The sequence below is a fragment of the Phenylobacterium sp. genome, from assembly GCF_046463815.1.
Taxonomy (GTDB): Bacteria; Pseudomonadota; Alphaproteobacteria; order Caulobacterales; family Caulobacteraceae; genus Phenylobacterium.
Map to the genome: position 1 here is coordinate 21,044 of NZ_JBKBRO010000012.1, position 25,440 is coordinate 46,483.

17 protein-coding genes are annotated in these 25,440 nt (G+C 72.0%); 12 read left to right on the plus strand and 5 right to left on the minus strand.

The genetic code is table 11. The features are described 5' to 3' along the window. Nucleotides 1-23: 23 nt before the first annotated feature. Nucleotides 24-1,436, minus strand: coding sequence for a pyruvate kinase (gene pyk / locus ACK4TT_RS09725; RefSeq protein ID WP_409634729.1), 1,413 nt, complete (start codon nt 1,434-1,436; stop codon nt 24-26). Between the two features lie 154 nt (nt 1,437-1,590). On the opposite strand from pyk, the gene ACK4TT_RS09730 reads away from it, so the two are divergent. Then, the gene (locus ACK4TT_RS09730; RefSeq protein ID WP_409634732.1) at nt 1,591-3,420 is read left to right on the plus strand and encodes a glycoside hydrolase family 15 protein; all 1,830 of its coding nucleotides are present in this window, start codon (nt 1,591-1,593) and stop codon (nt 3,418-3,420) included. An 81-nt stretch (nt 3,421-3,501) separates the two neighbouring features. On the opposite strand, the gene zwf is transcribed toward ACK4TT_RS09730, so the two are convergent. Continuing rightward, nucleotides 3,502-4,965, minus strand: coding sequence for a glucose-6-phosphate dehydrogenase (gene zwf / locus ACK4TT_RS09735; RefSeq protein ID WP_409634735.1), 1,464 nt, complete (start codon nt 4,963-4,965; stop codon nt 3,502-3,504). Between the two features lie 178 nt (nt 4,966-5,143). On the opposite strand from zwf, the gene otsB reads away from it, so the two are divergent. The 4 genes from otsB to ACK4TT_RS09755 all read left to right on the plus strand — a co-directional run bounded on the left by otsB (nt 5,144) and on the right by ACK4TT_RS09755 (nt 11,655). Continuing rightward, nucleotides 5,144-5,896, plus strand: coding sequence for a trehalose-phosphatase (gene otsB / locus ACK4TT_RS09740; RefSeq protein WP_410212905.1), 753 nt, complete (start codon nt 5,144-5,146; stop codon nt 5,894-5,896). Further along, on the plus strand, nt 5,893-7,305 hold the full coding sequence (gene otsA, locus ACK4TT_RS09745) for an alpha,alpha-trehalose-phosphate synthase (UDP-forming) (RefSeq protein WP_409634740.1): 1,413 nt from the start codon (nt 5,893-5,895) through the stop codon (nt 7,303-7,305). The genes otsB and otsA overlap by 4 nt, the downstream gene beginning before the upstream one ends. 163 nt (nt 7,306-7,468) lie before the next feature. Then, nucleotides 7,469-10,057: a DNA ligase D gene (gene ligD / locus ACK4TT_RS09750; protein ID WP_410212906.1), complete on the plus strand. Its 2,589-nt coding sequence runs from the start codon at nt 7,469-7,471 to the stop codon at nt 10,055-10,057. Nucleotides 10,058-10,176: 119 nt separating this feature from the next. Further along, on the plus strand, nt 10,177-11,655 hold the full coding sequence (locus tag ACK4TT_RS09755) for a carboxylesterase/lipase family protein (RefSeq protein ID WP_410212907.1): 1,479 nt from the start codon (nt 10,177-10,179) through the stop codon (nt 11,653-11,655). Between the two features lie 5 nt (nt 11,656-11,660). Here ACK4TT_RS09755 and ACK4TT_RS09760 read toward each other — a convergent pair whose 3' ends face one another. The 3 genes from ACK4TT_RS09760 to ACK4TT_RS09770 all read right to left on the minus strand — a co-directional run bounded on the left by ACK4TT_RS09760 (nt 11,661) and on the right by ACK4TT_RS09770 (nt 16,017). After that, on the minus strand, nt 11,661-12,548 hold the full coding sequence (locus tag ACK4TT_RS09760) for a Ku protein (protein ID WP_409634749.1): 888 nt from the start codon (nt 12,546-12,548) through the stop codon (nt 11,661-11,663). A 175-nt stretch (nt 12,549-12,723) separates the two neighbouring features. Further along, nucleotides 12,724-14,277 (minus strand): carboxylesterase/lipase family protein, encoded by a 1,554-nt coding sequence (locus ACK4TT_RS09765; protein WP_410212908.1) that lies wholly within the window; start codon nt 14,275-14,277, stop codon nt 12,724-12,726. A gap of 84 nt (nt 14,278-14,361) precedes the next feature. After that, on the minus strand, nt 14,362-16,017 hold the full coding sequence (locus tag ACK4TT_RS09770) for an alkaline phosphatase D family protein (protein WP_410212909.1): 1,656 nt from the start codon (nt 16,015-16,017) through the stop codon (nt 14,362-14,364). A gap of 64 nt (nt 16,018-16,081) precedes the next feature. Here ACK4TT_RS09770 and ACK4TT_RS09775 point away from each other — a divergent pair, with 64 nt between their 5' ends. From ACK4TT_RS09775 to ACK4TT_RS09805, 7 genes are all read left to right on the plus strand, one after another. Next, complete coding sequence (locus tag ACK4TT_RS09775) at nt 16,082-16,399, plus strand: ferritin family protein (protein WP_409634758.1); 318 nt, start codon at nt 16,082-16,084, stop codon at nt 16,397-16,399. Beyond that, complete coding sequence (locus ACK4TT_RS09780; protein WP_410212910.1) at nt 16,389-17,369, plus strand: RluA family pseudouridine synthase; 981 nt, start codon at nt 16,389-16,391, stop codon at nt 17,367-17,369. The genes ACK4TT_RS09775 and ACK4TT_RS09780 overlap by 11 nt, the downstream gene beginning before the upstream one ends. A gap of 296 nt (nt 17,370-17,665) precedes the next feature. Further along, nucleotides 17,666-19,375: a potassium-transporting ATPase subunit KdpA gene (gene kdpA / locus ACK4TT_RS09785; RefSeq protein ID WP_410212911.1), complete on the plus strand. Its 1,710-nt coding sequence runs from the start codon at nt 17,666-17,668 to the stop codon at nt 19,373-19,375. Between the two features lie 38 nt (nt 19,376-19,413). Continuing rightward, nucleotides 19,414-21,483 carry a potassium-transporting ATPase subunit KdpB gene (gene kdpB, locus ACK4TT_RS09790; protein WP_409634767.1) on the plus strand — a complete coding sequence of 690 codons (2,070 nt, stop codon included), beginning with the start codon at nt 19,414-19,416 and terminating at the stop codon, nt 21,481-21,483. Nucleotides 21,484-21,490: 7 nt separating this feature from the next. Then, nucleotides 21,491-22,078 carry a potassium-transporting ATPase subunit KdpC gene (gene kdpC, locus ACK4TT_RS09795; protein WP_409634771.1) on the plus strand — a complete coding sequence of 196 codons (588 nt, stop codon included), beginning with the start codon at nt 21,491-21,493 and terminating at the stop codon, nt 22,076-22,078. Further along, on the plus strand, nt 22,075-24,747 hold the full coding sequence (locus ACK4TT_RS09800) for an ATP-binding protein (RefSeq protein WP_409634774.1): 2,673 nt from the start codon (nt 22,075-22,077) through the stop codon (nt 24,745-24,747). The genes kdpC and ACK4TT_RS09800 overlap by 4 nt, the downstream gene beginning before the upstream one ends. Beyond that, a complete protein-coding gene (locus ACK4TT_RS09805) occupies nt 24,744-25,433 on the plus strand; it encodes a response regulator (protein ID WP_409634777.1) in 690 nt (229 codons plus the stop codon). Before ACK4TT_RS09800 ends, ACK4TT_RS09805 begins: the two co-directional genes overlap by 4 nt. Nucleotides 25,434-25,440: the final 7 nt, after the last annotated feature.

Sequence of the window (25,440 nt, forward strand, 5' to 3'; positions counted from 1 at the left end):
TCCTTAACGCGCGACGGCCGCTTCTAGCGCCGGGGCGTGTGGGCCAGCCGCAGGATGTTGGCGGCGCCCGGCGTGCCCATCGGCAGGCCCGCCAGGATCAGCACCCGCTCGGCCGGCCCCGCCAGCCCGGCGGCCATGGCCTCGCGACAGGCCAGCTTGGGGATGTCCTCCGGATCGCGGATGTCGGCGACGATGCGGGCCTCCACGCCCCAGGCGAGCGCGAGGCGGCGCGCGGTTTCCAGGCGGGGCGTCAGCGCCAGCGTCGGCTGCACCGGCCGCTCGCGGCCCAGCCGCATGGCCGTCTGGCCGGTCTGGGTGAAGGCCGCCACGCAGGAGACAGAGGCCACCTCTGCGGCATGGAAGGCCGCCGCCACCAGGGCGTCGGCGTCGCCCACGTCGTGCTCGGCGCGCATCAGCTCCGACCAGCGCGGATCCTGCTCCACGCGGGTGATGATGCGGTCCATGATCGAGACCGCCTCCAGCGGATAGTCCCCCGCCGCCGTCTCGGCCGACAGCATGACCGCGTCGGCGCCCTCGTACACCGCGCCCGCCACGTCCGAGGCCTCGGCCCGGGTGGGGGTGGGCGAGTGGATCATGGACTCCAGCATCTGGGTCGCCACGATCACCGGGATGCCGCGCATCCGGGCCGCCCGGATGAGCTGCTTCTGGACGACCGGCACCTCCTCGGGCGCCAGTTCCACGCCGAGGTCGCCGCGGGCGACCATCACCGCTTCCGACAGGTCGAGGATCTCCTCAAGGGCCAGCAGGGCGGCGGGCTTCTCGATCTTGGCCAGCACGCCGGCCCGGCCGCCCACCAGCTTGCGCAGCTCGGCCATGTCGGAGGCGCGCTGCACGAACGACAGCGCCACCCAGTCGACCCCCTCCTGGAGGGCGAAGGCCAGGTCCTTGCGGTCCTTCTCGGTCAGCGCCGGGATGGGGATGGTCAGGCCCGGCAGGTTCAGGCCCTTGTGGTCCGACAGGTGCTCTCCCGCCTCGACGATCGTGTCGGCCCAGTCCGGTCCGTGCTTCGTCACCCGCAGGCGCACCTTGCCGTCGTCCAGCAGGATCTCGGCGCCCCGGCGCAGGGCGGCGAACACCTCGGGGTGGGGCGCGCCGACGCGGGTTTCGTCCCCGGGCTCCCGGCTCATGTCGATGCGGAACTTCTGCCCGGCCTTCAGCGGGATCTTGCGCTCGGCGAAGCGGCCCAGCCGCAGCTTGGGCCCCTGCAGGTCGGCCAGGACGGCGATGGGTCGGCCCGTGGCCTGCTCGGCCAGGCGCACGTTCTGGATGGTGCGGGCGTGGTCGGCGTGGGTCCCGTGGCTGAAGTTGACGCGGAACACGTCGGCGCCGGCGAGCGCCAGCTCGCGGACCTTGTCCAGCTCCCGGCTCGCGGGACCGAGGGTCGCCACAATGCGGGCGCGGCGGGCTCGTATCATCTCTACCGTCTGGCTTTCGGAGGTCGGAGGCGGAAACGCGGGGGCGAGTCGCCAGCTTCCGGCGCCAAGGTTATCCAATCGCGTTCACGTCCCGTCGAGTGGAAACCGGTGTCCACCGGACAGAGATCGCATCAACCGCAGGGAGAGCGGCCCCTTGAAGCAGACCCTTGACCTCTTCCCCATCGGCAACTGCGCCGCGAGCGCCCTGATCGACCGGGCCGGCCGCTACGTCTGGGCGTGCGTCCCGCGCGTGGACGGGGACCCGGCGTTCTGCGCGCTGCTGAACGGGGCGGGAGGCGCCGAGGAAACCCAGGGGCTCTGGTCCGTGGAGGTCGAGGGCCAGACCGAGGTGGTCCAGGCCTATCTGCGCAACACGCCCATCCTGCGCACCGTGATCCGCACCGGCGAGGGCGCGGCGGTGGAGATCCTCGATTTCTGCCCCAGGTTCCGCCACTACGGCCGGCGCTACCGGCCGCTGGCCTTCGTGCGGCTCGTGCGGCCGCTGTCGGGCGCGCCGCGCATCCGCGTCCGGCTGCGGCCGATGACGGGCTACGGCGAGCGGCCATGCCCCCAGACGGCCGGGTCGAACCACATCCGATACGTGGGCGCCGAGACGACCCTGCGGCTCACCACGGACTGCCCGGTCAGCCACGTCCAGCACGAACGGCTGTTCCGCCTGGAGGAGCCCCTGGGCTTCTTCCTGGGCCCCGACGAGGGGCTGGACGCCGACGTGGCCACCGTCACCAGCCGCATGCTGCGTGAGACCACCGACTACTGGCGGGGCTGGGTGCGGACCCTCTCTGTGCCGCTGGAGTGGCAGGAGGCGGTGATCCGGGCGGCCATCACGCTGAAGCTCTGCGCCTACGAGGAGACCGGCGCCATCGTGGCGGCGCTGACGACCTCGATCCCCGAGCATGCCGCTCCCGACGGCCAGGGCCGCAACTGGGACTACCGCTACTGCTGGCTCCGCGACGCCTACTACGTGGTCCAGGCCCTCAACCGCCTGGGCGCCGCCGACATGCTGGAGAACTACCTCTCCTACCTGCGCAACATCGTCGACCAGGCGTCGCGCGGGGAGCAGGGGCAGGAGTCGAGGACCGGTCACGTGCAGCCGGTCTACGGCGTGGGCCTGGAGCCGGTGCTGACCGAGTGGATCGCCCCGCACCTGGCCGGCTACCGCGGCATCGGCCCGGTGCGGGTGGGCAACCAGGCCCACGAGCACCTGCAGCACGACGTCTACGGCCAGATCGTCCTCTCCACCGTCCAGGCGTTCTTCGACGAGCGGCTGCTCAGGCCCGCCACGGCCGACGACTTCCGGGCGCTCGAGCCCATCGGCGAACGGGCCTTCGAGCTGCACGACAAGCCCGACGCCAGCCTCTGGGAGTTCCGGGGACGCGAGGCCGTGCACACCTATTCCTCGGTCATGTGCTGGGCGGCCTGCGACCGGCTGGGCAACGCCGCCGCCAAGCTGGGGCTGGCCGAACGCGCCGCCTATTGGAACGACCGCGCCGCCCAGGTCCGCGCCACCATCGAGGCCCGCGCCTGGAACCCCGCCGAGGGCCGCTACGCCGCCACCTTCGACGGCGACGGCCTGGACGCCTCGCTGCTCCAGCTCGTGGACGTGCGCTTCGCCGCCCCGGACGATCCGCGCATGCAGGCCACCATGGCCGCCGTGGAGGCGGGCCTCCGGCGCGGGCCCTTCATGCTGCGCTACGCCATCCCCGACGACTTCGGCCTGCCGCAGACGGCGTTCAACTTCTGCACCTTCTGGCTGATCGAGGCCCTGCACCTGTCGGGCCGTACGGCCGAGGCGCGCGCGCTCTTCGAGGAGATGCTGGGGCGGCGCACCGCCGCCGGCCTGCTCTCGGAGGACATCTCCTTCACCGGCGACGAGCTCTGGGGGAACTACCCGCAGACCTACTCGCTGGTCGGCCTGATCAACTGCGCCACCCTCTTGTCGAAGCCGTGGTCGTCGGTGCGGTAGACGGAACCTTCACCAGCCATACCGGGTAGCCCTGCCTCCGCCATCGCGGCGGCGATGGCGGGAGGGGGAGGTAGACCCGGGTCAGTCCAGCCAGGCCCTGCCCATGCGCTCGATGAGCGCGAAGGCCCCGGAGGGGCCCCACGAGCCCGCCTGGTAGGGCTTGGGCGCCATGCCGGCGTCGGCCCACGACTGGGCCACCCCGTCCACCCACCGCCAGGCCTCCTCGACCTCGTCGCGGCGCACGAAGAGGGTCGAGTTGCCCTGCACCACGTCCAGCAGCAGCCGCTCGTAGGCGATCCGCCGGCGCGCGCCGGGCCCGGAGTAGGCCTTGAGCAGGCTGAGCGACAGCGGCAGGGACTGGAGCCTGAGGCCGCCCTGGCTGATGCCCGGCGCCTTGTTCATCAGGGTGAGCTCGATGTCCTCGTCCGGCTGCAGGTCGATCACCAGCCGGTTGGCGGTCATGTCGTGCCGGCTGCCCTCGCCGAAGATCGAGTGGGGCACGCACTTGAACTGGATGGCGATCTGGGTCCGCCGCTCGGGCAGCCGCTTGCCGGTGCGCAGGAAGAACGGCACCCCGGCCCAGCGCCAGTTGTCGATGTCGGCCCTGAGCGCCACGAAGGTCTCGGTCCCGCTGGCCTGGCCGCGCTCGGTCTCGTAGGCCTCGACGGTGCGCCCGTCGACCACGCCGCCGGTGTACTGGCCGCGCACCGAGCAGGTCTGGGCGTCGGCGCGGCTGAAGGGCCGGAGGCTCTTCAGCACCTTCACCTTCTCGTTGCGCACGGAGTCCGGCTCCAGGTCGGTCGGCGGCTCCATGGCCACCAGGCACAGGAGCTGGAGCATGTGGTTCTGCAGCATGTCGCGCAGGGCGCCGTACTCGTCGTAGTAGGGCCAGCGCTCGCCCACCCCTTCCGTCTCGGCCACGGTGATCTGCACGTGGTCGACGAGCTGGTTGTTCCACAGGGGCTCGAACAGCGAATTGGCGAACCGGAGCGCGATCAGGTTCTGCACCGTCTCCTTGCCCAGGTAGTGGTCGATCCGGAAGATCCGCTCCTCGTCGAACACCTCGCCGACGGCGGCGTTGATCCCACGCGAGCTCTCCAGGTTCCGGCCGATCGGCTTCTCCAGCACGATCCGGGTCTGGTCGCTGGTGAGCCCGCCGGCCGCCAGCGCGGCGCAGACCCGCCCATACAGGCTGGGCGACAGCGCCAGGTAGAAGATCGGCCGCGCCGCCTTGCCGAGCGCCGCCTTGAGGGCCTGGGCGCCCTCCGGGCTGGTGGCGTCGGCGGCCACATAGTCCAGCCGCTCGGCGAACCGCTCCCAGGACGCCCGGTCCAGGCCCTCGCCGCGGCTCTTCAGGGCGTCGCGGACCTCGGCCACGAAGGCGTCGCGGTCCATCTCCTGGCGGGCGGTGGCCACCACCCGGAAACCCTCGGGCAGGAAGCCGTCCGCGTCGAGGAAATACAGCGAAGGCAGCAGCATCCGCCGCGCGAGGTCGCCCGTGCCGCCGAACAGCACGATCGCATCGGCCTGCAGCGTTTCTGCCATCTGGTTTCCTTCGATTCGGAGGCGTCGGGGCGGCGATTAGCAGCGCTACCATCGACGTTACGTCAAGTGCCGGCCGGCGTCTTTTGCTACGGTCCCGCTCGGATCGTTTGTCAGCCTTGAGCGTTTATCGGCGGCCCCGAAGGCGAAGCCCGGGGCGGAACCGGGGGCGAATTCCTGTATGTCGGTACAAGCTTTCACCATTGGCCTTGCCGCGCCCCAGCCGCTGAAGCTGGGGGGCGCGGCCCTGTTTCTCGATCTGGACGGCACCCTGGCGCCCATCGCCGCGCGACCCCAGGACGTGGCCGCCGACCCGCGCCGCTCGCGCCTCCTGGAGACGCTCGAGACGGGCCTGGACGGCCGCCTCGCCGTCATCAGCGGCCGCACCCTGGCCGACGTCGACCGCATCCTGGAGGGCCGGGTTCCCTGCGTCGCGGCCGTCCACGGCCTCGTCCGGCGCGGCGGCGACGGCGCGGTCCAGGAGGCGGCGGCCCATCCCGGCCTCGCCGCCGCCGCAGCCCGCCTGAAGGGCTTCGCGGCCCGCGATCCGGGCCTGATCGTCGAGGAGAAGGGCCTGAGCGTCGCCCTGCACTTCCGCCTGGCCCCGGCCCACGCCGCCGAGGCCCGCGCCCTCGCCCACCGCATCGCCGGGGAGACAGGCCTGACCGTCCAGGACGGCGACATGGTGGAGGAGCTGCGCACGCCGGGCCCCACCAAGGGCGACAGCGTCCGCGCCTTCATGGGCGCGGCTCCGTTCCCGGGCGCCCGCCCCATCTTCGTGGGCGACGATTCCACCGACGAGCACGGCTTCGAGGAGGCGCGGCGCCTGGGCGGCTTCGGCGTCCTGGTCGGCCCGCCGCGCGCCACGCACGCGGCCTTCCGCCTGCCGGGCGTGGAGGACGTGATCGCCTGGCTGGAGGGCGCCGCCCGATGAACCGGCTGATCGTCGTCTCCAACCGCGTGAACCCGCCCACGGGCGAGGGCGACGAGAGCGTCGGCGGACTGGCCATGGCGCTGGCCGCGGCGCTGCGCGAATACTCCGGCCTGTGGTTCGGCTGGAGCGGCAGGACCACGCCCGAATTCACCGGCCAGCTCTCGGTCGAGAAGGTGGGCGGAGTGACGGTCGCCTTGGTCGACCTCGAAGAGGCCGATCTCGACGAATACTACAACGGCTACGCCAACAAGACGCTGTGGCCGCTGTTCCACTACCGCACCGACATCGCGGCCTACGACCGGGCCTACGGCCAGGGCTACGAGCGCGTGAACCGCCGCTTCGCCGAGACCCTGCGCCCGCTCATCGAGCCCGGCGACCTGATCTGGATCCACGACTACCACCTGATCCCGATGGCCCGGGAGCTGCGCCGGCTGGGCGTGAAGAACCGGATCGGCTTCTTCCTGCACGTGCCGTGGCCGGCCCATCAGGTGTTCGTCAACCTGCCCCGCCACCGCCAGCTCGTGGAGGCGATGTTCGACTACGACCTCCTGGGCTTCCAGACGGCCGAGCACCGCCAGGCCTTCGAGGAATATGTGCTGACCGAGGCCGGCGGCGAGCAGACCCCCTCGGGCGCCCTCAAGGCCTTCGGGCGCACCGTCGCCACCGGCGCCTTCCCCATAGGCATCGACGCCCAGGACTTCGCCCAGCTCCTGCGGAACGCCCGCGCCCGGCGGATGCGCGACCTGATGACCGCCTGCACGGTGTTCCGCCGCCTCGTCGTGGGCGTCGACCGGCTCGACTACTCCAAGGGCCTGGAGGAGCGGTTCCTGGGCTTCGAGCGGTTCCTGACCGAGAACCCGGACATGCGCCGCGAGGTGCTGATGCTGCAGATCGCGCCCGTCAGCCGCGAGAGCGTCGAGGCCTACCAGCAGATCCGCGAGCGGCTGGACGCCCTGTCCGGCCGCATCAACGGGGCCTTCGCCGACGTGGACTGGGCGCCGGTGCGCTACGTGAACAAGAACTACCGCCGCGACGAACTGGCCGGGATCTACGGCGCGGCCCGCGTGGGCCTCGTCACGCCGCTGCGCGACGGCATGAACCTGGTGGCCAAGGAGTTCGTCGCCGCCCAGAACCCCGACGACCCCGGCGTGCTGATCCTCTCCCGGTTCGCCGGCGCCGCGCGCCAGCTCAAGGACGCCCTGCTGGTCAATCCGAACAGCGCCGAGGAGATCGCCGACGCGCTCAAGCGCGCGCTGGCCATGGAGAAGGCCGAGCGGGTGCGCCGCTGGAGCGCCCTCTTCGACAACGTCCAGCGCGAGGACGTCACCGCCTGGCGCGACGCCTTCGTCCAGGCCCTGGCGAGTATCGAGGCCGACGTGGAGGAACGCCGCCCGGCGCTGGCGAGCTAGCGTTCCTCCCCCTCGGGAGGAGGTGGCCGCGGGCCCGAGGGGGTTGAAGCCCACGGCCTTTGCCCATCACCCCCCTCACCCGCCTCGCGGGAGCTCCCCCTGTGGGGCAGCAACTCGCCCCGCCGACCCCGCGTTCTGACGGCGCAGTCTCCGGAGGACGACCATGGCCGACAAGCTCGCCCGCTACCGGGCCATGCGGGACTTCTCGAAGACCCATGAACCCAGGGGAGCCGCGAAGGCCAAGCCCTCCAGGCGGCTGCGGTTCGTCGTCCAGAAGCACGCCGCCACCCGACTGCACTACGACCTCCGCCTGGAGCTCGACGGGGTGTTCCGGTCGTGGGCCGTCACCAAGGGCCCCTCGCTCGATCCCGCCGACCGGCGCCTGGCGGTCGAGGTCGAGGACCACCCGCTGGACTATGGCGACTTCGAGGGGACCATCCCCAGGGGCCAGTACGGCGGCGGGACGGTGATGCTGTGGGACCGGGGCTACTGGGAGCCGGAAGGCGATCCGCGCGCCATGCTGAAGAAGGGCGACCTGAAGTTCACCCTCGACGGCGAGCGGTTGAAGGGATCGTTCGTGCTGGTGCGGATGAAGCGCCGCGAGCGCGAGAAGCGCGACAACTGGCTGCTCATCAAGCACCATGACGGCTGGGCCATCGACGGCGACGGCGACCTGCTGGTGAACGGCGAGACCACCTCGGTCGCCTCGGGGCGCAGCATGGACGAGATCGCCGCCGGCAAGGGCAAGGGACCGACGAAGTTCATGACCGGCAAGGGGCGCGCCTCGGGCGGGGACGTCTGGCAGTCGAACCGCCGCGACGCCGCACCGGCGCCGCTCAAGGCCGCGCCGGCCCCGAAGCTGAAGGCCGCCGCCCCGCCCGGCTTCGTCGCGCCCCAGCTCGCCAAGTCGGTGGACCGCCCGCCCCAGGGCCCCGGCTGGGCCCACGAGATCAAGTTCGACGGCTACCGCCTCCAGCTCCGTGTCGAAAAGGGCCAGGCGACCCTGAAGACCCGCGCCGGGCTCGACTGGACGGCGAAGTTCCGCGAGATCGCCGCCGACGCGTCGGCCCTGCCTGACGGCCTCTACGACGGCGAGGCCTGCGCCCTGGACGCGGCGGGCTCCCCCGACTTCCCGGCCCTGCAGGCGGCGCTGTCGGACGGACGGACCGCCGACCTGGTCTTCTTCGTCTTCGACGCCCTGTTCCTGGCGGGCGAGGACCTGCGCGGCCTGCCGCTTTCCGAGCGCAAGGCGCGGCTGCGGGCGGCCGTCGGGGGCGCCGGCAAGGCGGTGGCGCGGCGCATCCGCTATGTCGACCACTTCGAGACCGCGGGCGATGCGGTGCTGCGGTCGGCCTGCCGCATGTCCCTGGAAGGCATCGTGTCGAAGCGCCTCGACGCCCCCTACCGCTCGGGCCGGACCGAAAGCTGGCGGAAGTCCAAGTGCCGGGCCGGCCAGGAGGTGGTGATCGGCGGCTGGCGGGGCGAGCGGGGCCAGCTCCGCTCGCTGCTGGTGGGCGTCCACCGGGGCGACAAGCTCGTCTATGTGGGCCGTGTCGGCACGGGTTTCGGCCGCGACAAGGTGGCCCGCGTCCTGCCCCGGCTGGAGAAGGTCGAGGCCGACCAGAGCCCGTTCGGCGGCCCCGGCGCGCCGCGCAAGGCGGCCGACATCCACTGGGCCCGGCCGGAACTGGTGGCCGAGATCGAGTTCGCGGGCTTCACCGCCGGCGGCCAGGTCCGCCAGGGCGCCTTCAAGGGCCTGCGCGAGGACAAGCCCGCCGCCGAGGTCGAGGCCGAGACCCCCGCCCGCACCGAGCTCGCCGAACCCGGACCCCAGGCCAAAGCCGGCGCCCGCGCCGGCGACAACGTCGTCATGGGCGTGGTGATCTCCAACCCGGACAAGGCGCTCTGGCCCGATGACGGCCAGGGCGGGACCGTCACCAAGCTGGACCTCGCCCGCTACCTGGAGACGGTGGGGCCCTGGATGATGGAGCATATCAAGGGACGGCCCTGCTCGATCATCCGCACGCCGGACGGCATCGACGGCGGCCAGCGGTTCTTCCAGCGCCACGCGGGCAAGGGCTCCTCGGCCCTGATCTCCGAGGTGAAGGTGTTCGGCGATCACAAGCCCTACCTGCAGGTGGACCGCATCGAGGCCCTGGCCGCCCTGGCCCAGATCGGGGCCGTCGAATACCACCCGTGGAACTGCCAGCCCTTCCAGCCCGAGGTCCCGGGCCGCCTGGTGTTCGACCTCGACCCCGACGAGGACATCCCCTTCGACCGCGTCGTCGAGGCCGCCCTGGAGGTGAAGGAGCGGCTGGAATCCCTGGGGCTGGAAGCGTTCTGCAAGACCACGGGCGGCAAGGGCCTGCACGTCGTGACCCCGCTCAAGGCCGACAAGGCCCTGGACTGGCCGACCGCCAAGACCTTCGCCCAGGACGTCTGCCTGGCCATCGCCGCCGACGCGCCCGACCGCTACGTGGTCAACATGGCCAAGGCCAAGCGCAAGGGCCGGATATTCCTCGACTATCTGCGCAACGACCGCATGTCGACGGCGGTGGCCCCGCTCTCGCCCCGGGGCCGGCCGCTCGCGCCGGTGTCCTTCCCGCTCACCTGGAGCCAGGTGAAACCCGGCCTCGACCCCCGGCGCTGGACGGTCCGCACCGCACCGGCCCTTCTGAAGAAGGCCCGGGCGTGGGCCGGCTACCGCGACGCCGAGCGGCCGCTGAAGGACGCGATCCGGAAGCTCGGATGACTCCTCTCCCCCGAGGCGAAGCCCGGAGATTCCGCGCCAAGGCGGAGAGGGGCAGACACAATCGCGCAACACGCGCGAGGCTACATACCGGACATACGAAAACGACGGGGGATTTCATGTTGAGCCGCAGAACCGTGACCGCGCTTGCCCTGGGGCTCGCGTCGCTGGCGTCCGCCGCCTGGGCCCAGGCCGCGCCCGACGCCTTCGTCACCGACACGCGCCAGGTCGTGAAGATCGGCCAGGGCGCGCTCTCCGGGACCGTGAAGGACGGTGTCGCCTACCACCTGGGAATCCCCTTCGCCGCCCCGCCCGTGGGCGACCTGCGCTGGCGGCCGCCGGCCGCCGCGCCGTCCTGGACCGGCGAGCGCGACGCCTCCCGGCCCGGCGCGAGCTGTCAGGCGGTCGAGGACTGCCTGTTCCTGAACGTGGTCCGCCCGGCGAACGCCAAGGCCGGCGACAAGCTCCCGGTGATGGTGTGGATCCACGGCGGCGCCTACGTCGTCGGGACCAGCATGGGCGCCTTCGGCGGCGACACCGAGGGCACGAACTTCGCGAAGAAGGGGATCGTCCACGTCAGCCTGAACTACCGCCTGGGCCGGGCCGGCTGGTTCGCCCACCCCGCGCTCACCCCGGAGGGGCCCACCGGAAACTACGGCATGATGGATCAGATCGCCGCGCTGAAGTGGGTGAAGGCCAACATCGCGGCGTTCGGCGGCGACCCCGCGAAGGTCACCATCTACGGCGAGAGCGCCGGCGGCGTGTCGGTCCACTACCTGATGCTGGCGCCCCAGGCGAAGGGCCTGTTCGCCAGGGCCATCGGCGAATCCAGCTTCGCCCGCCACCGGCCCGAGCCGCTCGCCGAGGCCGAGGCCAAGGGCCTTAAGGCCGCGAAGGCGGCGGGCGTCGAAGGGCAGGACGCCGCCGCGGCCGCCGCCCTGCGCAAGCTGCCGCTCACCGCCCTGCCCTACGCCGGCGGGCTCGTCGGCCGCGCCGGCCCCATCCTCGACGGGACCTACATCACCAGCGGGATCGCCGAGGGCTACGCCGCCGGCCGTCAGGCCAAGGTCCCGCTGATGCTCGGCGGCAACTCCCACGAGGCCAGCCTCTTCAGGCCCCAGCCGGCCCAGCTCGACGCCCTGCCCGCCGACCGCCGCGCGGCGGTGATGCAGGCCTTCGATCCCGAGGGAACGGGCGATGCGGCCCGCGTCGTCAACGACCTGACCACCGCCCAGTTCATCACCGAGCCCGACCGCAACCTCGCCCGCCTGCACGCCAGGGCCGGCCAGCCCGTCTGGCTCTACTACTTCTCGTACGTGCCGCCCTCGCAGGCCGCGAAGAAGCCCTATGGCGCGGGCCACACCGATGAGATCCGCTTCGTGTTCGGCGCCCCGCGCGCGAGCTTCCAGCCGGAGGACCTGCCCCTCTCGGACGCCATGAACGGCTTCTGGGCGAGCTTCGCCAAGACCGGGAACCCGGGCGCGGCCTGGCCCAGGTTCCAGCCCGGCGAGCGGTCGGTGGAGTTCGGCGCCGACGGCGTGCAGCCCCGCGCCGAGCATCTCAAGGCCCGGCTCGACCTCGTGGAGATGGGCCAGAAGTAGGCGCTTCAGGCCCGCTTCCTGGCGGGCGCCTTTCGGGCCGGACTCTTGGCGGCAGGCTTCTTGGGCGCCGCCTTCTTCGGGGCAGCCTTGGCCCGCGCCGGGGTCTTGCGCCGCTCGCCGCCACCTTGGCCCAGGCTGCGCTTCAGGGCCTCCATCAGGTCGATGACCTCGGCCTCCTTGGGCTGCTCGGGCGCCTTCACCGTGCGGCCCTTCTCCTTTTCCCGGATCAGGGCCCGGAGCGCGTCCTCGTAGCGGTCGTTGAACTGGCTGGGGTCGAAGGGCCCCTCCTGCTGCTCGATGATCCGCGAGGCGATGTCGACCATCTGGGCGTTCACCTTGGCGTCGGGGATGCGGTCGAAGATCTCCTCGGCGTCCCGCACCTCGCGCTTCGAGCGCAGGGTGTAGGCCAGGATGCCCCGGTCGCGGGGCTCCAGGGCCATCAGCCGCTCGCGCTGGTGCATGACGAGGCGGCCCAGCGCCACCCGGTCGGCCTTCTCCATGGCCTCGCGGATGACCGTGAACGCCTCCACCGCCATGTCGCCGTCCGGGACCAGGAAGTATGGGTCGTTGTAGTAGAGCCGGTCGATCTCCCCCTCGACCACGAACCGTTCGATATCGAGAGTGCGGGTGGTCTCCAGCCGGACGTTCTGGATCTCGTCGTTGGTGACGACGACGTAGCGGCCCTTCTCGATCTCGTAGCCCTTGACGATGTCGGACCGGTCGACGGGCCCGGTCTCCGGATCGGTGGGCGTCATCTTGATCCGGTTCATCGTCTCCTTGTGGAGCATGTTGAAGTGCACCTCGCTGCTGCTCGACGCAGCCGTGTAGAGCGCCACGGGGCAGCTCACGAGCGACAGGCGCAGATAGCCCTGCCATGTGGGACGGGTGGCCATGCGGGACTCCGGATCAGAGTCCCGAAACGCAAGCTGGAGCGAAACAGTTCACGACGACCCGGATCCTCCCCCACAGGGGGGTGGCCCGAAGGCCGGAGGGGGGTGAAGCCCACGGAGCCACTCCTCCCCGATGGGGGAGGAGAGCGCGCGTCACGCCGATGAATGTCGATTGTACCTAGTTCAGCCCCAACCCCGGCAGGGTCGCCGCCTGGACGGCGTCCAGCCGCGACTTGCGGAAGCCGGCGCGCAGGCCGCTCTCCAAACCGAACTCCATCAGCACGTCGGCGGCGGGGTCGTAGGCCGGCCAATCCTCGGCGCCGCACCGCGGCTTGCCGGCCTTGGCGAAGGTGACCCAGCAGGCGTGCATCAGGGTCGCCATCGCGCGGTCCTCGTCGCTGACCAGGCTCATGGGCGTGCGCCGGCCCCAGTATTCCCAGACGTAGGGGATCTCCATGGCGTGGCCGGCCCGCGGCACGGCGGGGCGCAGCCGCGTGGCCACGTAGCTGAAGTGGTAGAGCCAGGCGGGCTGGCCGGGCGCGGCCTTGGCCGCCACCCAGCGGGCCGGGCCGCCGAACACCCGGTCGGTGAAGAGGGCGCGGGCCAGGGCCTCGTCGCCTTTCGCCGCCTCGTCGGTATAGATCACCCGGGCCATTGGCGGAATCTGGGCCAGCGCCGCCTGCCCCAGCGGGCCCGGCCCCATCAGCGAATCCTCGCCCGAGTTCCAGCCGATGATCAGCGGCACGTCGGCGAAGTCTCCCCGCGCCAGGGCCTGGGTCGCCGTCTGCGTCATCACCCGTCCGTCCGTGAAGGGGCCGAACTGGGCGTTCACGGCCACGAGCGTCTCCGCCGGCAGGGCGCGGAGCTCCTCGGCGGTCGTGGCGCTCACGCCCGCCTGGGCCAGTGCGGCCGCGCCTTCCTTCTCCTTGTCCGCCAGGGTCTTGGGCTCGAACCAGCCCAGGCCCGACTGCACGACGGCCTTCTGGTAGAGCCCGCGCGCCGACGGCGTGGCGAGCAGCGCCAGCGTGCTCATGCCCCCCGCGCTCTCGCCGAAGACGGTGACGTTCTTGGGGTCCCCGCCGAACTTCGCGATGTTGCGCTGGACCCACTTCAGCGCCGCGACCTGGTCCATCAGGCCGTAGTTCCCGACCGGTTCGCCGCCGGCCGCCGCCGTCAGCGCCGGGTGGGCGAACCAGCCCAGCGCGCCCAGCCGGTAGTTGATCGCCACCACCACCACCCCGTCGCGGGCGAAGTTCGAGCCGTCGTAGATCCAGCCCGCCCCCGTCCGGTGCGAGCCGCCGTGGATCCACACCATGACCGGGGCCGCTTTTGCGCCCTTCGGCGCATAGACGTTGAGCTGCAGGCAGTCCTCGGAGACGGGACCGTTGGCGCCGCCGGTGTTGGGGCTGCCGTCGGCGTTCATCGGCTGCGGGCAGGACGGTCCGGCCTTCGCCGCGTCCCGCTCGCCCTTCCAAGGCGCGGCGCCTTGAGGCGGGCGCCAACGCAGCGGCCCCACCGGCGCGGCGGCGTAGGGGATGTTGCGGAACACCCGGGCCCGGTCGGTCTCCTCGCCCACGAGCACCCCGGTCTCGACCTTGACCCGCGCAGTCTGGGGCTGGGCCTCCGGAGCCTGCCCCGCAGACGCCTGCCCCCCAGACGCCTGGGCGTGCGCCGCCCCCGCCAGGCCCGCCGCCGCCAAGGCCGAAGCCAGGCCGATCCAGAACCGCGTCATGTCCGTCCCCTCCGTTTCCCGGAATTAGCGCCGCAATGCGCCGATCCCGCAACATCGGGCGCATGGCGCCGGGGGGGCCGGCCCCTACCCCTCCTTGGGGGCGCTCGGGCCGGTTCCGTCGGGCGTAACGATCCAGCGCTTCAGGGCCTTGGCGGTGAAGTCCTTCTCCACGATGGTCGAGACCGCGACCATCTCGGCTGTGGCCTGCTCGCGGGTCAGGGTCAGCAGCACGAAGCCCTTGGCGACCTGGTTGTTGTAGAGCACTTCGGGATTGGCGCGGGCGATCACCTCGCCGTAGTCCACGCCGGGGGCCAGCTCGCCGGCCCCGGGACTGGTGATGCCGGTCGTGCCGAACTCGGCGGCCACGCGACGGCCGGCCGCGTCCTTGAGCTCGTTGGCCCAGAACGAGTGGCTGTCGCCCGACACCACGATCGGCCGAGCCTTGGCCCCCTTGAACACGCCGTACAGCCGCTCGCGGTCGGCGGGGTAGCCGTCCCACATGTCGAGCGCGGCGGGGATTCCGAGGTCGGCGGCCTTGTCCCGCCGGCTCATCCGCGACAGCGCCTCGGGCGTCATCTTGGCGACCTCGTCCGGCGTGAGCGCCGGGCGCAGCGGCCGATCCACACGGGCCATGACCACCTGGTTGCCGATCACCTGCCAGGCGTGGCCCGCCGCCACCGAGGCGGCCAGTTCGCGGCCGATCCAGGCCTCCTGGGCCGGCCCCATCATCCGCCAGTTCGGATCGTTCAGCTTCGCCTTGAACGCGGCGGCGTCGGGCCTGCCGTCCGGGCCGTCGGTGAGGTCGCGGTCGAGGTTGAGCTGCTGGTCGCGGGCCGTGAGCCGGGTCTCCACCATCACGAGCTGGGCCAGGTCGCCGAAGCGGAAGCTGCGACAGGCCGCGCTCGCCAGGTCCTGCCCGGCGGCCGGCTCGCGGATCGGCATCCACTCGTAATAGGCCTTCAGCGCCGCGGCCTTGCGGGCGTTCCAGTCGCCCTCCTCGGCGGGCTGGTGGTTCTCGGCCCCGTTCAGGAAGCTGTCGTTGGCCGTCTCGTGGTCGTCCCACACCACGATCCAGGGCGCGCGGGCGTGCGCCGCCTGCAGCGCCGGGTCGGCCTTGTACTGGGCGTGGCGGCGCCGATAGTCGGCCAGGCTCACGATCTCGCGGTAGGGGTCGTGGCGGCGCAGCGGGGCCACGGCTGAGTCGTCGCCGTAGCTGCCGGGCCCGCCGTACTCGTAGATGTAGTCGCCCAGATGCAGCACCGCATCCACGCGCGGCAGGTCGGCGATGGCCTGGTAGGCGTTGAAGTAGCCGTTCGGATAGAGCGAGCAGGACGCCACCGCCAGCACCACGTCCTTTACCCCGCCGGCCGGCAGGGTGCGGGTGCGGCCCGTGGGGCTCTTCACCCCTTCGGCCTCGAACTCGAAGGTATAGGCCCGCCCCGCGTCGAGGCCGTCCACGTCCACCTTGACGGTATAGTCGCGTTCAGGCCCGGTGACGCCCGCGCCCTGCTTGGCCCCGCCGGCCCGGCGGTCGACGGGATTGAGCCGCCAGCGGTACTCCACCGGCTTTCCGGGGCTGGCGGGCGTGACGCGGGTCCACAGCACCACCCGGTCCTGGGTGGGATCGCCCGAGGCGACGCCGTGCTCGAACCGGACTTTGCCGCCGGTCTCCTGGGCGAGCGCGGGCGCCGCCGCACCCGTCCCCAGCAAGGCAAGCGCCTGACGCCGATCGATCCGCATGGCCGTTCCCCCTGTTGCGAGCGCGTGTATTAGTCACCCCAACAGCACAGGAGCATGACAGTCCATGTCGAAGGAAGGCCTCCACGTCCCGCGCGAGAAGCTGAGCCGCGAGACGCTCAACAAGCACTACGCCATCACCTCGATCATCGAGGAGCTGGAGGCCGTGGACTGGTACCGCCAGCGGGCCGACGACTGCGACGATCCCGAGCTGCGCGCCATCCTGCTGCACAACGCCCGCGAGGAGCTGGAGCACGCGGCCATGGTGCTGGAGTGGCTGCGCCGCGCCGATCCCGAGGCGAACGAACAGCTCAAGGAATACCTCTTCAAGGAGGGCTCCATCGCCGGCCACGAGGAAGGCGCCAGCGAGAAGCATGGCCTCTGAGGCGGACGAGGAGTCCGAAGTCCTGACCGCCGAGGTCCCGGCCGAGCTGGCGGGCGAGCGGATCGACAAGGCGCTGGCGGGCCTCATGCCCATGCTGTCGCGCGCCCGGCTCCAGGCCCTGCTGGCCGAGGGGCGGGTGAGCCGCGACGGCGAGGCCGTGGACGCCAAGGCCAAGGCCCGCGCCGGGACCTATGCCATCGCCGTCCCGCCGCCCGAGCCCGCCGAGCCGCAAGCCGAGGCCATCCCGCTCACCGTGCTCTACGAGGACGCGCACCTGATCGTGGTGGACAAGCCCGCCGGCATGGCCATGCACCCGGCCGTCGGCAGCGAGCGAGGCACCCTGGTCAACGCGCTCCTGGCCCACTGCGGGGCGAGCCTCTCCGGCATCGGCGGCGTGGCCCGGCCGGGCATCGTCCACCGTATCGACAAGGAGACCTCGGGCGTCGTCGTCGCGGCCAAGACCGACGCCGCGCACCAGAGCCTCTCGGCCCTCTTCGCCGCCCACGACATCGACCGGCTCTACGTGGCCCTGACCCGGGGCGCCCCCTACCCGGTGCATGGGACCATCGAGGGCGCCATCGCCCGCTCGACCCACGACCGCAAGAAGATGGCGCTGGTGAAGTCCGGCGGCCGCCACGCCGTCACCCACTATTCCGTCGAGAAGATGTTCGGCCCCCAGGAGAAGCCGCTGGCCGCCCGCGTCGCCTGCCGCCTGGAGACCGGCCGCACCCACCAGATCCGCGTCCACCTGGCCTCGAAGGGGACGCCCTGCCTGGGCGACCCCACCTACGGTTCGGGGCCGCCGGCCGAGACAGTGCGCGAGGCGATCCGCGCGGCCGGCCTCAAGCGCCAGGCCCTGCACGCCGCCGTCCTCGGCTTCCGCCACCCGGTCACCGGCGAGCAGCTCCGCTTCGAGAGCCCCTTGCCCGCCGACATGGCCAAGCTGGAAGCGCTGCTGGCGAGGCTCTAGCGTCTTTACGCTTCCCTTATGCGGGCGCGGCAAAGCCCGTCTCGCCCCCTGATGCGGTTCGGCGCGAAGACCCGGTCCTGAACTTCGAACCGAGGGCGTCAATGCTCGACATCGTTTTCCTGGCGCTGGGCCTTGGCGCCTTCGCACTGTTCGCCGGCTTCGCCGTCGCGCTTCGGCGGCTCTGATGCTGGAACTCGTGCTCTGGGGCGCCGGCGCCCTCGTGATCGGCGGCTACATGCTGGCCGCTCTCCTGCGCCCTGATCGCTTCTGAGGCCGCTTCTGACGGACCCATCTCCATGAACTGGCAAGGCTGGGCGGAGATCGCCCTCACCCTCGGACTCGCCGTCGGTCTCGGCTGGCCGATCGGCGTCTACATGTCGCGCGTCTGGAACGGCGAACGCACCTGGCTCGACCCGGTGCTCAGGCCGGTCGAGCGGGGCTTCTACGCGCTCTGCGGGATCGACCCCGGCAGGAGCCAGGGCTGGTTCGCCTACGCCGCCGCGCTCCTGGCCTTCAACGCCGTAGGCTTCGCGGCGCTCTACGCCATCCTGCGCCTGCAGGGCCTGTTGCCCCTGAACCCCCAGGGCTTCGGCGCGCTCTCCGAGCACCTGGCCTTCAACACGGCCGTCAGCTTCGTCACCAACACCAACTGGCAGTCCTATGGCGGCGAGACGACCATGTCTCACCTCAGCCAGATGGCCGGGCTGACGGTGCAGAACTTCCTGTCGGCCGCCACCGGCGCGGCCGTGGCCGCGGCGCTCGCGCGGGCCTTCGTCGCCAACCGCGGCGAGGGACTCGGCAACTTCTGGGCCGACATGAGCCGGACCACGCTGTGGGTGCTGCTGCCGCTGTCGGTGGTCGTGGCCATCGCCTTCATCGCGCTCGGCGTCCCCCAGACCCTGGACGGCGCGGTCATGGCGACCACCCTGGAGGGCGGCCAGCAGAAGATCTCGCTCTACGCCACCGCCAGCCAGCTCGCCATCAAGCAGCTCGGCATCAACGGCGGGGGGATCTTCAGCGTCAATTCGGCCCATCCGTTCGAAGGCCCCACGCCGTTGGCCAACCTGCTCGCGGCCGTCTCCATCAACGTGCTGGGCTGGGCGGCGTTCTTCGCCTTCGGCCGCTCGGCCCTGGCCCGGAAGGACGTGCGGGCCCTCGTGGCCGCGGCCTTCATCCTGCTCTCGACGGGCGCGGCGGCGCTGTACTGGACGGAAACCCAGCCTGCCCCGGCCCTGGTCGCCGCCGGCGTCGACGCCTCGGTCAACATGGAGGGCAAGGAGGTCCGTTTCGGCGCGCCCGCCTCGGCCGTCTGGGCCGCGGCCACCACCGGCGCGTCCAACGGCTCGGTCAATTCCATGCACGCCAGCTACATGCCGCTGGGCGGCGCGGTGGAGCTGTTCTTCATGCAGCTCGGCGAGATCCTGCCGGGCGGCATCGGCACGGGCCTGGCCTCGATGGTCGTGATGGCCCTGCTGGCGGTGTTCGTGGCCGGCCTGATGGTCGGGCGCACGCCCGAGTACCTCGGCAAGAAGATCGAGGCCCGCGAGATCAAGTTCGCCATGCTGCTGGTGCTCGTGCTGCCGCTCTCGATGCTGGGCTTCGCGGCGGTCGCCGCCATCCTGCCGCAGGCGCTGAAGGGCCTGTTGAACGCGGGGCCGCACGGCCTCTCCGAGATCCTCTACGCCTACACCTCGGCGACGGCGAACAACGGCTCGGCCTTCGCGGGCCTGGCCGCCAACGCGCCGTGGTGGAACACCACCCTGGGCCTGGCCATGCTGCTCGGGCGCTTCCCGGGCATCGTGGCGGTGCTCGCCATCGCCGGCTCGCTGGCGGCCAAGCCGAAGCTCGCCCCCACCGCCGGCGCCATGCCCACCGATTCCGGCCAGTTCATCGGCCTGCTGATCGGCGTGATCCTCATCCTGGGCGGCCTGCAGTTCTTCCCCGCCCTCGCCCTAGGCCCGATCGTCGAGCACTTCCAGGCGCTGCAGGCGCTGGGCGCGCGCTGACGCCGCCGTGCTCAAGGACATCTCCCAGGACACTCCCCATGACCACCGCCTACACCCCGCTCGGCGACAACCGCCGCAAGGCCGCCAACCTGGCCACCGGCATCAACGGCGCCGTCCTGGCGCGGGCGACGCGCGACGCCTTCGCCAAGCTCGATCCCCGGCGGCTGACCGGCAATCCGGTGATCTTCGCCACCTGGATCGTGGCCCTGCTGGCCAGCGCCTCGGCCGGCTTCGCCATCTCCCAAGGCGGCCAATGGGGCTTCGCGCTCCAGGTCGCCATCTGGCTCTGGGCCACCGTGTTCTTCGCCAACTTCGCCGAGAGCATCGCCGAGGGCCGCGGCAAGGCCGCCGCCGACAGCCTTCGGGCCACGCGCGTCACGACCAAGGCCAAGCTGATCGTCGACGGGCGCACCGGGACCATCGTGCCCACGCCGGCCCATGAGCTGGGGGCGGGTCAGGTCGTGCTGGTCGAGGCCGGCGACGTCATCCCCGCCGACGGCGAGATCGTCGAGGGCGTGGCCTCGGTCAACGAGGCGGCCATCACCGGGGAATCCGCCCCGGTCATCCGCGAGAGCGGCGGCGACCGGTCGGCCGTCACCGGCGGCACCACCGTCGTCTCCGACTGGATCAAGGTGCGGATCACCTCCCAGCCGGGCGAGACCTTCCTCGACCGCATGATCGCCATGGTCGAGGGCGCCGACCGGCGCAAGACGCCGAACGAGATCGCGCTCGCGGTGCTGCTGGCCGGGCTGACGCTGGTGTTCCTGATCGCCGTCGGCGCCCTGCTCGGCCTGGGCAGGTACTCCGGGGTCACGCTACAGCCCATGGTGCTGGGGGCGCTCTTCATAACCCTGATCCCCACCACCATCGGCGGCCTGCTGTCGGCCGTCGGCATCGCAGGCATGGACCGCCTGCTCAAGGTCAATGTGCTGGCCACCTCGGGCCGCGCGGTGGAGGCCGCCGGCGACGTGGACACCCTGCTGCTCGATAAGACCGGCACCATCACCTACGGCAACCGCATGGCGACCGAGCTGATCCCGGCGCCCGGTGTCCGGCCGGAAACGATCACCCGCGTCGCCTGTCTCGCCTCCCTCGGCGACGAGACGCCGGAAGGCCGCTCGATCGTCGAGCTGATCCGCGCCCAGGGCCTCGACGTGGAGGCGCCGGCCGGCGGCAAGATCATCCCGTTTAGCGCCACCACCCGCCTCTCGGGCTTGGAGGCCGGCGGCCATGTCTGGCGCAAGGGCGCGGTCGACGCGATCCTGAAGGACGCCGGGCTGGAGCCCGGCCAGGTCCCGCCCGAGTTCACCGCGGCGGTGGATCGCATCGCCCGCGCCGGCGGCACGCCGCTGGCGGTCAGCGAGGACGGCGTCCTGATCGGCGTCATCCACCTGAAGGACGTGGTGAAGCCCAACGTGAAGGAGCGGTTCGCGGACCTGCGCCGCATGGGCCTGCGCACGGTGATGATCACCGGCGACAACCCGGTCACGGCTGCCGCCATCGCCTCGGAGGCCGGCGTCGACGACTTCCTGGCCGAGGCCACGCCCGAGGACAAGCTGCGGCTGATCCGCGAGGAACAGGCCAAGGGCCGCCTCGTGGCCATGTGCGGCGACGGCGCCAACGACGCCCCGGCGCTGGCCCAATCCGACGTCGGCGTGGCCATGCAGACCGGCGCCCAGGCCGCCCGCGAGGCCGGCAACATGGTCGACCTCGACAGCGACCCCACCAAGGTCATCGAGATCGTGGAGGTCGGCAAGCAGATGCTCATCACCCGGGGCGCGCTGACCACCTTCTCCATCGCCAACGACGTGGCCAAGTACTTTGCCATCATCCCGGCCATGTTCGCGGCCTCGCTGCCGGCGCTGGGCGCGCTCAACATCATGGGCCTGTCGAGCCCTGAGAGCGCGATCCTCTCGGCGGTGGTCTTCAACGCCGTCATCATCGTCCTGCTGATCCCGCTGGCGCTGCGGGGGGTCCGCTACCGGGCCATCGGCGCGGCCAGGCTGCTGTCCCGCAACCTGCTGCTCTACGGCCTGGGCGGCCTCGTCGCGCCCTTCGTCGGCATCAAACTCATCGATCTCATCATTTCCTCCCTCGGACTCGCCTGAGGTCCCCATGCTCGCCCTGCTCCGCCCCGCCCTCGTCTCGGTGGGCCTCTTCACCCTTCTCCTGGGCCTCGCCTATCCGCTGGCGATCACCGGCGCGGCCCGGCTCATGCCCTATCAGGCGGACGGCAGCGTGGTCCGCTCTGGCGGCCGGGTCGTTGGCTCCGAGCTGATCGGCCAGGCCTTCGCCCAGCCGCAGTACCTCCACGGCCGCCCGTCGGCCGCCGGTGCCGACGGCTACGACGCCTCGGCCTCCTCGGGCTCCAACCTCGGTCCGCTGAACCCCGACCTCGCCAGGCGGGTCGCAGAGGCGGCCGCCGCGCAGAGGGCCGAGACGGGCGCGGCCGTCATCCCCGCCGACGCGGTGACCACCTCGGCCTCGGGCCTCGACCCGCACATCTCGCCGGCCTACGCCGAACTCCAGGCGCCCCGCATCGCCGCCGCCCGGGGGGTCGCGCCCGAGGCCGTGCGCGCGGTGATCGCCCGTCACGTGGAGGGCCGCACGCTCGGCTTCATCGGCCAGCCGCGGGTCAATGTGCTCATGACCAATCTGGCGCTCGACGCCGCCTTCGGCGGGAGGCAACCTCCGCCGCGATGAACGCCGAAGAGCCCCGCAGGCCCGACCCGGACGCCCTGCTGGCGGCGGCCCGCCCCGGCCAGGGCCGTCTGAAGGTCTTCCTCGGCATGTCGCCGGGCGTGGGCAAGACCTACGAGATGCTGCGCGCCGCCCGACGCCGGAAGGCCGAGGGCGGCGACGTCGTGGTGGGGGTCGTGGAGACCCATGGGCGCAAGGAGACCCAAGCCCTCCTGCGCGGCCTGGAGGTCATGCCGCGCCGGCCCATCGAGTATCGCGGCCGCACCCTCCTGGAGTTCGACATCGACGCGGCCCTGGCGCGCCGGCCCGAGCTGCTGCTGGTCGACGAGTACGCCCACTCCAACGCGCCGGGATCGCGCCACCCGAAGCGGTGGCAGGACGTGGAGGAACTGCTCGCGGCCGGAATCAACGTCTGGACGACGCTCAACGTCCAGCACCTGGAGAGCCTGGTCGACGTCGTCTGGAAGATCACCGGGGTGCGCCAGCGCGAGACGGTGCCTGACCTGGCGCTGTCCCGCGCCGACGAGATCGAGCTGATCGACATCACGCCCGAGGAGCTCCGCCAGCGGATGGCCGAGGGCAAGGTCTACCTGGCCGAGACCGCCCGGCTGGCCGCCGACCGCTTCTTCAAGGTCGAGAACCTCACCGCCCTGCGGGAACTGGCCCTTCGGCGCGCCGCCCAGGCGGTCGACGACCAGCTCATCGGAGCCATGAAGCGCGCGGGGGTCCAGGGCCCCTGGGCGGCGGGCGAGCGCATCCTGGTGCTGGCCGGGTCGGACGCCATGGCCAGCTCGCTCGTGCGGGCGGGCCGCCGGCTCTCGGACATGATGATGGACGCGCCGTGGACCGTGGCCCATGTGGAGCGGCCGAACGCTCCCGCGCCCTCGGCGGCGGCGGCCCAGAAGCTCCGCGACGCGCTCAAGCTCGCCGAGCAGCTCGGCGGATCGACGGTGACGCTCACGGGGGACGACCTCGTGGCCAGCGTGATCGACTACGCCCGGCGCAACAACCTGACCCAGATCGTGGTGGGCAGGACGGCCCGGCGCCGCAACCCTTTCCGCCGGGACCTGATCCGCGCCCTGCTGGACGAGGCGGGCGGCGCGGCCCTGCACGTCGTCACCGAGACGGCCGAGGCGCATCTCCCCGAGTCCCGGCCAAGGCGCAGCCTGCGCGACCTGCGCTGGAGCGGCCATCTCGCGGCCCTGGCCTCCGTGGCCGTGTCATTCGGCGTGGCCTATGCGCTCGACCGCTACGTGGAGAGCGTGAACCTCGCCATGGTGTTCATGCTGAGCGTGCTGGTCTCGGGCCTGGCGTTCGGCCTCTGGCCCGCGGTGACGGCCGCCGCCGCGGCCGCGCTCGTCTACAACTTCTTCTTCCTGTCCCCGCGCCTGACCATCTGGATCGGACACCCGGCCGACGTCCTCACCTTCGCGGTGTTCTTCGCCGTCGCCATGACCACTGGCTGGCTGACGGGCCGCGTCCGCGACCAGGCCCTCGCGGTGTCGCGGCGGGCCTCCGCCATCGCCGCCGTGCTCTCCGCCACCCGACGCCTCTCGGCCGCCGCGAAGGCCGAGGACGCCGCCGCCGCCCTGGCCGAACAGCTCGCCGCCGCCACCGGCGGCAGGGCCGTGGTGTTGACCCCGACCGCCGACGACCTGGCCGTCGCCGCGGCCTCTCCGCCCCTGGAGGCGCTGACCCCCGCCGACATGGCCGCCGCCCGCTGGGCCTGGGAGAAGGGCGAGGCGGCGGGGGCCGGCACCGGCACCATGCCCAACCTCGGCTGGACGTTCCGGCCGCTCCAGGGCGTTAAGGCCCGCGCCGGGGTGGCCGGGGTGGAGCCCGCCGCCGTCGCCGCCGAGGAGGGCGAGCGCTTCGTGGCCGCCATGCTGGACCAGGGCGCGGTGGCCCTGGAGCGGGCCGAGTTCGCCGCCGCGGCCGCCGACGCCGAGGCGCTCCGCCGCACCGACCGCCTGCGTTCGGCCCTGCTCAACTCGGTCAGCCACGACCTGCGCACGCCGCTCTCCACCGTGCTGGGCTCGGTCACCACGCTGATCGACTACGGCAAGACCCTCTCGGCCAAGGTCCGCGACGACCTGCTGCTGTCGATCCGGGAGGAGGCCGAGCGGCTGAACCGCTACGTGGGCGACCTCCTGGACATGACCCGGCTCGAAGGCGGGGCCCTCGTCACCCGCCGCGACTGGATCGACGTGCGCGACGTCCTGCGCGCCGCCGTCGACCGGGTGAAACGTCGGCTGGACGCCAGGCGGATCGCGTGGGACTTCCCCGAGCAGGTGACCATGGTGGTGGCCGACCCCTCGCTGCTGGAGCAGGCGCTCGTGAACATCCTGGAGAACGCCGTCGCCTACAGCCCCGACAGCACGAGCATCGAGGTGGCCGCCTACGAGGACCGCAACAACGTGGTGATCTCCATCGAGGACGAGGGCCGCGGCATCCCCACCGCCGAGCTCGAGCGCGTCTTCGAGAAGTTCCGCCGGATGGAGGAGGCCACCGACCGCGGCAAGGGCGCGGGCCTCGGCCTGGCCATCGCCAAGGGCTTCGTGGAGGCCATGGGCGGCCGGATCGCCGCCGCCAGCCCCATCCACGACGGGCGCGGCACGCGCATCCTGGTCAGCCTGCCCAAGGAGCGGGCGACGCCGAGCGCCCTCCTATGACGGACTTCCGCCCCCGCGTCCTGGTGATCGACGACGAGCCGCAGATTCACCGCTTCCTCAGCCCAGCGCTGGACGCCGCCGGCTATGAGCCCGTCCGGGCCGACACGGCCGCAGACGGCCTGAAGGAGATCGCCCGCAAGGCCCCCGACGCGGTGGTGCTGGATCTCGGCCTGCCCGACCTCGACGGCAAGGCGGCGCTGGCCAAGGCGCGAGCCTTCTACGAGGGTCCCATCATCATCCTGTCGGCGCGGGACCGGGAGACCGAGAAGATCGACGCCCTCGACATGGGCGCCGACGACTATGTCGAGAAGCCGTTCGGCGTGGGCGAGCTGCTGGCCCGCCTGCGCGTGGCGCTGCGCCATCGCCTGCGCGACCAGGGCGCCGAGCCGGTGATCTCCGCCGGCGACCTGACCATCGACCTCGTGAAGCGGCTCGTCACCCGGGGCGGCGAAGCCATCCGCCTCTCGCCCCGGGAATACGACCTCCTGGCCCAGTTGGTGCGCGGCGCCGGCAAGGTGGTGACCCACCGGCAGCTCCTGACCGCCGTCTGGGGTCCCGCCCACGAGCACGACGTCCAGTACCTGCGCGTGTTCGTGGGCCAGCTCCGCCAGAAGATCGAGCCCGACCCGTCGCAGCCGGCGCTGATCCTCACCGAGCCCGGCGTCGGCTACCGCTGGATGGGTTGAGGCCGGC